At 72.3% G+C, this 9,797-nt stretch carries 7 protein-coding genes; 3 read left to right on the top strand and 4 right to left on the bottom strand.

Going from position 1 to position 9,797, the window contains the following annotated elements:
• Positions 1-113: 113 nt before the first annotated feature.
• Complete coding sequence (locus ACFW5B_RS28545; protein ID WP_386445548.1) at positions 114-1,670, bottom strand: FAD-dependent monooxygenase; 1,557 nt, start codon at positions 1,668-1,670, stop codon at positions 114-116.
• A 58-nt stretch (positions 1,671-1,728) separates the two neighbouring features.
• On the opposite strand from ACFW5B_RS28545, the gene ACFW5B_RS28540 reads away from it, so the two are divergent.
• Positions 1,729-2,454 (top strand): TetR/AcrR family transcriptional regulator, encoded by a 726-nt coding sequence (locus ACFW5B_RS28540; RefSeq protein ID WP_386445545.1) that lies wholly within the window; start codon positions 1,729-1,731, stop codon positions 2,452-2,454.
• A gap of 263 nt (positions 2,455-2,717) precedes the next feature.
• Positions 2,718-5,672: an excinuclease ABC subunit UvrA gene (gene uvrA, locus ACFW5B_RS28535; protein ID WP_386445543.1), complete on the top strand. Its 2,955-nt coding sequence runs from the start codon at positions 2,718-2,720 to the stop codon at positions 5,670-5,672.
• Between the two features lie 195 nt (positions 5,673-5,867).
• On the opposite strand, the gene ACFW5B_RS28530 is transcribed toward uvrA, so the two are convergent.
• A complete protein-coding gene (locus tag ACFW5B_RS28530) occupies positions 5,868-6,869 on the bottom strand; it encodes a carbohydrate kinase (protein ID WP_386445540.1) in 1,002 nt (333 codons plus the stop codon).
• The gene (locus ACFW5B_RS28525) at positions 6,866-7,924 is read right to left on the bottom strand and encodes a LacI family DNA-binding transcriptional regulator (protein WP_386445538.1); all 1,059 of its coding nucleotides are present in this window, start codon (positions 7,922-7,924) and stop codon (positions 6,866-6,868) included. Before ACFW5B_RS28525 ends, ACFW5B_RS28530 begins: the two co-directional genes overlap by 4 nt.
• A 411-nt stretch (positions 7,925-8,335) precedes the next feature.
• On the opposite strand from ACFW5B_RS28525, the gene ACFW5B_RS28520 reads away from it, so the two are divergent.
• Complete coding sequence (locus ACFW5B_RS28520; RefSeq protein WP_386445535.1) at positions 8,336-8,749, top strand: Rieske (2Fe-2S) protein; 414 nt, start codon at positions 8,336-8,338, stop codon at positions 8,747-8,749.
• 55 nt (positions 8,750-8,804) lie between these two features.
• Here ACFW5B_RS28520 and ACFW5B_RS28515 read toward each other — a convergent pair whose 3' ends face one another.
• Entirely contained in the window at positions 8,805-9,746 is a 942-nt protein-coding gene (locus ACFW5B_RS28515; RefSeq protein ID WP_386445532.1) for a hypothetical protein, read from the bottom strand.
• Positions 9,747-9,797: the final 51 nt, after the last annotated feature.

Below are 9,797 nucleotides of genomic sequence, written 5' to 3'. Positions count from 1 at the left end.
TGGGGCGTGGGGGGGGGGGGGGGGTGGGGGGGGGCCGGGGGGGGGGTTTGGGCGGGGGGGGGGGGGGGGGTTGGCGGGGGGTGCCGCCCCAACCCGCCCCCCCGCCGCTGCGGTCAGGACGCTGCGTCGTCCGGTGCGCCGAACCAGCTCCGGAGCGCCGTCTCCAGACCGTCCCGGGTGTCCTGGGCGCCGGAGTCCGCCGCCCAGGCGGTGCAGCCGTCCGGCCGCACCAGCAGACCGGCCAGGCCGGGCCGCTCGGCGCAGCCCGCGGTGACCACCCGCACCCGGCCGTCGTACCCCGCGGCGCGCTTGCGCACCTCGGCGTCATCGGCGAGATCGAGCAACAGGCCGCGCCCGTCGTGCAGATGACCGGCGAGCCGGGTCCCGTCGGAAAGCTCCAGGTCCGGTGCGCTGCGGCCGGTCAGCGGGTGGTCGCCGGGCAGGTCGTAGCGCTGTCCGGCACCGGAGATCTTCTTGGTGAAGAAGGTGGTGGCGTCCACCGTCCCGGTCAGTTCCGTGAGCACTCCGCGCAGCGCCCTGGCGTGCGACTCCGGCCGCATCAGGGCCACTTGGGCCCGGGTCCACTCCAGCACCCACGCGCCCAGGGGGTGCCGCTCGGCGGTGTACGTGTCGAGCAGCCCCGCCGGCGCGTGGCCGCGCACCGTGGCGGCCAGTTTCCAGCCGAGGTTCATCGCGTCCCCGATACCGAGGTTCAGCCCCTGGCCGCCGAACGGCGAGTGCACATGGGCGGCGTCGCCGGCCAGTAGTACCCGGCCGGAACGGTAGTCGGGTACCTGGCGCGCGTTGTCCGTGAACCGGGTCGCCGAGAGCACCTTGTGGATCCGGACGTCCGGTACTCCGGACACCTTGCGCAGGGACTCCTCCAACTCCTCGGCGGTGACGGGGGCTTCGCGGTCCTCGGGCGGCCCGTCGAACTCCACGGTGAGGATCCGGCCGGGCATCGGCCCGTGGGCGTACGTCCCGGTCTCCGTCCAGTTCCAGCCGGCGCCCAGCCTCTCGGCGCCGGTCATCTCCACGATGGCCTGGTGGCCGGTGATCTCGGGGGCGGTTCCGGGGAACGGGAAGCCGGCGAGGCGGCGGACCGTACTGCGGCCGCCGTCGCAGCCGGCCAGCCAGCCGGTGCGCAGCGACCCGTGCGAGGTGTGCACCTGGACGCCGTCGTCGTCGGCGTCGAAGCCGGTCAGGGTCACCCCGCGGCGCAGGTCGACGCCCAGCTCGGCGGCGCGGGCACCGAGCAGCCGCTCCAGGGCCTCCTGCGGCACGAGGCCGACCTCGGCGGCGGGGCCGAGGCCGTCGAAGTCCGGGTCGGACCCGTCCAGCAGATCGCCGCGCAGCATGATGCCCGCGAAATGCCCGGCGAACTTCGGCGGCTGCCGCACCGAGGAGGCCCCGGCGGCCTGCCGCTGCCGCAGGAACGCGCTGAACTTCTCCAGGGCCGCGCGCTGCGCCTCCACCAGGCCGGGCAGCATCCCGCGCCGGTAAAACGCCTCCGAGCTGGGGGAGTTGATGGCCCCCGCCTTGATCTTCGTGTCCACTTCGGTCAGCCGCTCCAGGACGACCACCGGGACCCCCGCCAGTGCGAGTTCGCAGGCGAGCATCAGCCCCACCGGGCCGCCCCCTGCCACCACTACGTCTGCGTCATGCGTCATGCACAGGAGTGTAGTGACTAAAAATTTGTTGCGAATAAAAGATGGCAAAATTCTGGCCATGGCGGATGAGGAACGGCCCGGTGGTGAGCGGGTGGCGGACGGTATGCGGCAAGGGGGCCGGCAGCCGGAGACCGGGTTCGGAGTGGAGGAGGGGCGGCTGACGCTCCGCGAGCGCAAGAAGCTGCGCACCCGGCAGCGGATCTCCGGAGAGGCCACGCTGCTGTTCATCCAGCGCGGCTTCGACAACGTCACCGTCGCCGAGGTGGCCCGCGCCGCCGAGGTGTCGACGATGACGGTCTTCAACTACTTCCCGCGCAAGGAGGACCTCTTCCTCGACCGGATTCCCGAGGCCCGGGAGCTGATCGCCCGCGCCGTACGGGAGCGCGGCGCCGATGAGCCGCCGCTCGCCGCGCTGCGCCGGCTCGTGCTCGGCCTGCTGGCGGAGCGGCATCCGCTGGGCGCGGTGGGGGAGGGGTTCGAGCACTTCTGGCGCACGGTGCTGGACTCGCCGGCCCTGCGCGCGCGGGGGCGGGAGGCGGTCGAGGAGATGGAGCACACGCTCGCCGCGACGCTCGCCGAGGCCACCGGCGGCGACGCCGAGCGCCCCGGCCATGACGCCCGGCTGGGCGCGGCGCTGATCGTCGCGGCGATCAGGGTGGCGTACGTCGAGGCCGCGGCCCGGCAGCTCGGGGGTGACCCGGTGGACGAGGTGGCCGTGGGGCAGTCGGAGGTGCTGCGGCGTACGTTCGATGCGCTGGAGCGGGCGCTGCCCGGCTTCGCTTGACGGGGGCGTTTCCGCAGCGTACGGGCGTGCGGCGGGGCGGGAAGATTGTGCGGCCGCCACACGTTCGGGTGAACAGGGCTTGCGAGTCCGCTAAATCGAATGTGCGTGCTATAAGCTCGTGAGTGGCATCCCACAGACAGTGCCGCGGCGGGCCCATACCCTGGGGCGGGGGCTCCGCTCCGCTTCGCCGCCTCTGCTCATTCACCGGGCGGCGGACGCAGAGCCGCGGCTCCCGCCCCCTTCCAAGAAAGGTGCCGACCGGCGTGGCCGACCGTCTCATCGTCCGTGGCGCTCGCGAGCACAACCTCAAGAACGTCTCGCTCGACCTCCCCCGCGACTCCCTCATCGTCTTCACGGGGCTCTCCGGGTCGGGCAAGTCCTCGCTCGCCTTCGACACGATCTTCGCCGAGGGGCAGCGGCGCTATGTCGAGTCGCTCTCCTCCTATGCCCGGCAGTTCCTCGGGCAGATGGACAAGCCCGATGTGGACTTCATCGAGGGCCTGTCCCCCGCGGTATCGATCGACCAGAAGTCGACCTCGCGCAACCCGCGCTCGACGGTCGGCACGATCACTGAGGTCTATGACTACCTCCGGCTGCTCTTCGCCCGGATCGGCAAGCCGCACTGTCCCGAGTGCGGACGGCCGATCGCCCGGCAGTCGCCGCAGGCCATCGTCGACAAGGTGCTCGAACTCCCCGAGGGCAGCCGCTTCCAGGTGCTCTCCCCGCTGGTGCGCGAGCGCAAGGGCGAGTTCGTCGATCTCTTCTCCGACCTCCAGACCAAGGGCTACAGCCGGGCGCGGGTGGACGGGGAGACGATCCATCTCGCCGAGCCGCCGAAGCTGAAGAAGCAGGAGAAGCACACCATCGAGGTGGTCGTCGACCGCCTCACCGTCAAGGACAGCGCCAAGCGGCGGCTGACCGACTCCGTCGAGACCGCCCTCGGGCTCTCCGGCGGCATGGTCATCCTCGACTTCGTCGACCTGGACCAGGACGACCCGCAGCGCGAGCGGATGTACTCGGAGCATCTGTACTGCGCCTACGACGACCTCTCCTTCGAGGAGCTGGAGCCCCGCTCCTTCTCCTTCAACTCGCCCTTCGGCGCCTGCCCGGACTGCACCGGCATCGGCACCCGCATGGAGGTCGACCCCGAGCTGATCGTCCCCGACGAGGACCGCTCCCTCGACGAGGGCGCGATCCACCCCTGGTCGCACGGCCACACCAAGGACTACTTCGGCCGCCTGGTCGGCGCCCTGGCCGACGCCCTCGGATTCCGTACGGACCTCCCCTGGGCCGGGCTGCCGGCCCGCGCCAAGAAGGCCCTGCTGCACGGCCACAAGACCCAGATCGAGGTGCGCTACCGCAACCGGTACGGTCGCGAGCGGGCCTACACCACCCCCTTCGAGGGCGCGGTGCCGTTCGTCAAGCGGCGGCACTCCGAAGCGGAGAGCGACAGCAGCCGGGAGCGCTTCGAGGGCTATATGCGCGAGGTGCCCTGCCCGACCTGTGAGGGGACGCGGCTCAAGCCGATCGTGCTCGCCGTCACGGTCCAGCAGAAGTCGATCGCCGAGGTCGCGGCCATGTCGATCAGCGACTGCGCCGAATTCCTGCGGGAGATGAAGCTCACCGCGCGCGAGAAGAAGATCGCCGAGCGGGTCCTCAAGGAGGTCAACGAGCGGCTGAAGTTCCTGGTCGACGTCGGCCTGGACTACCTCTCGCTGAACCGCGCGGCCGGCACCCTCTCCGGCGGCGAGGCCCAGCGCATCCGCCTCGCCACCCAGATCGGCTCCGGCCTGGTGGGCGTGCTCTACGTCCTGGACGAGCCGTCCATCGGTCTGCACCAGCGCGACAACCACCGGCTGATCGAAACCCTGGTCCGGCTGCGCGACATGGGCAACACCCTGATCGTCGTCGAGCACGACGAGGACACCATCAAGGTCGCCGACTGGGTGGTGGACATCGGTCCGGGCGCCGGTGAGCACGGCGGCAAGGTCGTGCACAGCGGCCCCATGAAGCAGCTGCTGACCAACAAGGATTCGATCACCGGCCACTACCTGTCCGGCAAGAAGGCCATCGCCACCCCGGATATCCGGCGGCCCGCCGACCCGGCGCGGCAGCTGACGGTGCACGGCGCGAAGGAGAACAACCTCCGCGACATCGACGTCTCCTTCCCGCTCGGGGTGTTCTCCGCCGTCACCGGAGTCTCCGGCTCCGGCAAGTCGACGCTGGTCAACGACATCCTCTACACCCACCTCGCGCGCGAGCTGAACGGCGCCAAGTCGGTGCCGGGCCGGCACACCCGGGTCGCCGGTGACGATCTGGTGGACAAGGTCGTGCATGTCGACCAGTCGCCGATCGGCCGCACCCCGCGCTCCAACCCGGCCACCTACACCGGCGTCTTCGACCACGTCCGCAAGCTTTTCGCGGAGACGATGGAGGCCAAGGTCCGCGGCTATCTGCCGGGCCGCTTCTCCTTCAACGTCAAGGGCGGCCGCTGCGAGAACTGCTCCGGCGACGGCACCATCAAGATCGAGATGAACTTCCTGCCGGACGTCTACGTGCCGTGCGAGGTCTGCCACGGGGCGCGCTACAACCGCGAGACGCTGGAGGTCCACTACAAGGGCAAGTCCATCGCCGAGGTGCTGGACATGCCCATCGAGGAGGCCCTGAGCTTCTTCGAGGCGGTGCCGACCATCGCCCGGCATCTCAAGACGCTCCACGAGGTCGGCCTCGGCTATGTCCGGCTCGGGCAGTCCGCGCCGACGCTCTCCGGTGGTGAGGCGCAGCGCGTCAAGCTGGCCAGCGAGCTCCAGAAGCGCTCGACGGGCAGCACGGTCTATGTCCTCGACGAGCCGACCACCGGTCTGCACTTCGACGACATCAGCAAGCTGATCAATGTGCTGTCCGGCCTGGTCGACAAGGGCAACACGGTGATCGTCATCGAGCACAACCTCGATGTGATCAAGACGGCGGACTGGGTCATCGACATGGGCCCCGAGGGCGGAAACGGCGGCGGCCTGGTCGTCGCCGAAGGCACCCCCGAGGACATCGCGTCCATCCCGGCCAGCCACACCGGCAAGTTCCTGCGGGAGATCCTCGGCGACCGCGTCAGCGATGCCGCGCCGGTGAAGGCCTCCGCCAGGAAGCCGGCGGCCAAGAAGACCGCAGCGAAGAAGACCGCGGCCAAGAAGACGACGGCAGGGACCCGCCGGACCTCCTGACGCCGATCGGGCCGTTGCCACCGGGCCGTCACCGCAGCTCCGTACGACGGTGCGGTGGCGGCCCGTGGTGTGAGACGGCGGGGCGTGGCGGGCCGCCGTCTGACCACCGGCCGTAGGCCTGCGCCGCAGACCACCGGCCCGTACTCCGCGAGCGGAGCGCGCCCGCCCGCACCCGCCGCCGACGGCCCTTCGCGTCTACGCCGCCAACTCCCCGGCGAACGGCGGCTCCGCGCCCGCCCGTGAGCAGGTGACGGCGGCCGCGCGGGCGGCGAAGCGCAGGATGTCGTGCCAGTCCTCGTCGCCGAGGGCGGCGACGGCGGTGCGTGAGAGGGCGTCATGGGCGTCCAGCCGGTGCAGCAGCGCGGCATTGACCGTGTCGCCGGCACCGATGGTGTCGACGACGGTGACCCGCTCGCCGGGCACCGTCAGCTCCCCGCCGCCCGCCGTCAGCACCGTCAGCCCGTCCCCGCCGTGGGTGAGGACGATCGCCGCGGGCCCCGCTGCCAGCCACTCCTTCGCCGCCGCCAGGACCGCGTCGCGGCCCACGGCGTCACCCGGCCCCCCGTCGGCGCCCGCCAGCCACAGGGCGTCCTCCTCGGAGAGCTTCAGCAGGGCGAGGTCGGGGAGCCAGGAACGGAAGCGGGCCCGGTAGGCGTCCGGATCGGGGATCAGACCGGGCCGGACGTTGGGGTCGAGCGCCGTGAACACACCCCGTCCGGCCTCCCGGCGCAGCAGGGCCTCGTACGCACTCGCGCCCGGTTCCAGGACGAGCGAGCAGGTGCCCAGGGAGAGCGCCCGCGCCGCGGCGGGCAGCGCCGCCGGCAGGGCGAAGAGCCGGTCGGCGGTGCCCTCGGCATAGAAGCCGTAGCCCGCCGACCCGTCCGGGCTGATGTCCGCCACGGCCAGCGTGGTCGGCTCCCCGCCGCGCTGCACCAGAGAGGTGTCCACCCCGCCGCCGCGCAGCCCGTCCAGCAGCGCTTCGCCGAAGGCATCGGTGGAGATCCGGGAGCAGAACGCGGCGGGCGAGCCCAGCCGCCCCAGCGCGACCGCGGTGTTGTACGGGCCGCCACCGCGCTGTGGCAACAACGCCGGCAACGGGGTGCCCGGGGCGGGGGCGCCGTCCCGGACGGGGGCGGGCGCAACGGGCTTCTGGCTGGGGACGAGGTCGATCAGCGCCTCGCCGGCGACGACGATCACGGGGTGCGGTTCCTTTCCTGAGCGGCCTGGGGTGCGGCCGGGCGCATGGCCTGGGCGGGTTCGGCGCAGCCGCACGACGTACGGTGCGCAAAGGCGCAGGGGAGGCGGAGGGTGCGCGGGGGCCGATCGGGCTCCTCCAGACGCTCCAGCAACAGCCGCACCGCCGCCGCCCCGATCTCCTTGCTGGGCTGGGCGATCGCGGTCAGCCGGGGCGTGAACAGGTCCGCCCACGAGAAGTCGTCGAAGCAGGCCAGCGCGGTGTCACGAGGCACCTCCCGGCCCAGTTCGCGCAGCGCCCGCAGCGCGCCGATGGTCATCGCGTTGTTCGCGGTGACGAGCGCGGTGGGCGGTTTCGCCGCGGCGAGCAGCTGCCGGGTGGCGGCCTGGGCGCCCGCCGCCTCGGAGTTGCCGCCGGCGAGAAGTCCGGGCTCGAAAGGCAGTCCGCGGGCGCGCAGCCCCTCGCGGTAGCCCGCGACCCGCTCGGTCGTGGTGCTCAGCCCGGGGAGACCGGCCACCAGGCCGATCCGGGTGTGCCCCAAGTCGGCCAGATGCCCGACGAGTTGATGCACCGGACCGGTGTTCTCGGCGCACACCTGATCATGGCCGTCGCCGGCCAGCCGGTCCAGGAAGACCGCCGGCACCTTGCGCCGGGTCAGATAGTCCACCATCTCCCCGGGCTCCGCGCTGGGCGCGACGATCACGCCGTCCACCCGTCGCTCGTGCAGCAGCTGGACGACCGTGCGCTCGTGCCGCGGGTCGTCGTGCGGGTCGGCGATCAGCAGGCTGTAACCGGCCTCCAGGGCACCGGCCTCGACGCCCTGCAGAATCTCGGTGAAATACGGGTTGCTGATCGCGGAGACCGCCAGGCCGATCGAGCGGGTGCGGGAAGTGACCAGGGAGCGGGCCAGGGTGTTGTGGGTGTAGCCGAGCTCGTCGATGGCGCCGAGCACCGCGGCGCGGGTGCCGGGGCGCACCGGCCGCGTCTCGTTCAGCACATGCGACACGGTGGCGACCGAGACCCCCGCCCGCCGCGCCACATCCACCATCGTCGTCATCCGGCCCTTCCTCCCATGCGTGCCGCCTCATGGCGCTGCCCCGGCACCGGGGCTCCGTCCCGCGGAAGCCACCACACTACGAGCACCCGACGGTACACGTAAACGCTTACGCAATCGTTTACGCCCTGAGCGCTCCGTGCTCCGTGGAGCCCGCAAAGCGGTCGCCCGGGTCCTCGGCCCCGGTGACAGGACGCGGCCATTGATCAAGCAGCGACGGATCGAACGGGGGCGGATCACGCGGGCAGGGATCGGGCGGGCACGGATCGAGCCGGTCAGGATCGGGCAGAGGTGCTGCTCGTCGGGGGGCGCCCCCGGCCCGGCCGGAAGCGGAGCGATCTGTGCCGGTATCGTCGGGAGCCGGTCAGCGCCCGCCGCCTCCATACCTCCCTCCCCCCGACCCCTGGAGCAGCCATGAGCCAGTCCCCCGACCGCCGAACCGTGCTGCGGGGGGCCGCGCTCGCCGGGGCCGCCGGCTTCGGGCTGGCGGCCTGCTCACCGGGGGACTCGGGCGCGAACGCCTCGGCGGTGCCCGAGAAGCCGGTGGAACTCGGGGCCGCGGCCGACGTGCCGGTCGGCGGCGCCAAGCTCTACCGCGAGGACCGGCTCGTCGTGTCGCAGCCCGCGAAGGGCACCTACAAGTGCTTCAGCGCCAAGTGCACCCACGCCGGCTGCATCCTGTCCGACGTCGAGAAGAAGGAGGGCAGCTGCCCCTGCCACGGCAGCCGCTTCGACGTCACCACCGGCAAGGTCCTCCAGGGCCCGGCGTCCGAGCCGCTGCCCGAGGTCCCGGTCAAGTCCAAGGACGGCAAGCTGATCGCGGGCTGAGGCGCCGGCCGGCCCGCACCGTACGGAATCTCCGGCCCGCCCGCACCGTACGGACTCACCCCCAGTCCCAGGCGATGCCCAGTATCCCGGGGCGTACCCCCTGCTCCACGAGGTGCACGGCGCGGTGCCGCCCGCTGAGCGTCAGCTCCTGCTGGCCGCTGCGCGGGGCGCCCGCGGAGGTCTGGGCGAAGCGGCGGCAGCGCACCGGCAGCGCCGCCTCGTCGAACCGCACCTGAAGGACGTACTGCCCGCCGGAGAAGGTGAAGCCGCGCAGATACTCGCTGCTCGGACCGCCGCTGCCGTCCTCGAAGGCGTAGCCGAAGACATGGGTGTCACCGGCCCGCAGCCGGGCGTCGAAGAGCAGCTCGGCGACCACCACCCCGGTCTCGGCGTGCCCGCGGACCCGGCCCAGCCGGCAGTTCTCCGCGGCCCGCACCCGCACCCGGGACGTCTCGCAGCCCGCCTCGCCCCGGTGGATGGCGACATAGCGGTCCACGCCGTCCCGGTGCGCCCGGACCACCTGGAGCGATTCGCGGGCGAGGAGCTGACGGCCGGACCCGATGGCGACCCGTTCGTGGTGGCCCACGGTGTGCAGCCCGCCGTCCATGGGGGACTCCAGCTCGGCGAACAGCTGCTGGAGCGCGGCGGACGGTGCTATCAGGGAGCGGTACGAGCGGGCGAGCGGCGGCCGCTCGGCCTCCGGGCGGGTGGCGCCCTCCGGCACCAGCAGCCGGTGCAGCGAGTGCGCGGGCAGGTCCAGGACCTCTTCCAGGGCCCGCACCGCGCGCAGCGACTCGGGGCGCTGCGGCCGCCGGGCGCCCTGCTGCCAGTAGCTCAGACTGGTCACGCCGATGGTGATGCCACGCTGGGCGAGCTTGTGCTGGACGCGGGTGAGGGCGAGCCCGCGCACGGTGAGCGCGGAGCGCAGCGCGAGATGGAACGGGCCGGTCTGCAGAAGCTGTGCCAGCTCGGCCGACTGTGGGGTCTTCTGTGCCATTGACTCATTCCTCCGGCGCGCGGGTGAACGTTCACAACCGGATCGCGCGCT

It is taken from the genome of Streptomyces sp. NPDC058773 (genome assembly GCF_042746015.1).
GTDB lineage: Bacteria > Actinomycetota > Actinomycetes > Streptomycetales > Streptomycetaceae > Streptomyces.
This window is presented reverse-complemented; position numbering and strand designations above follow the sequence as displayed.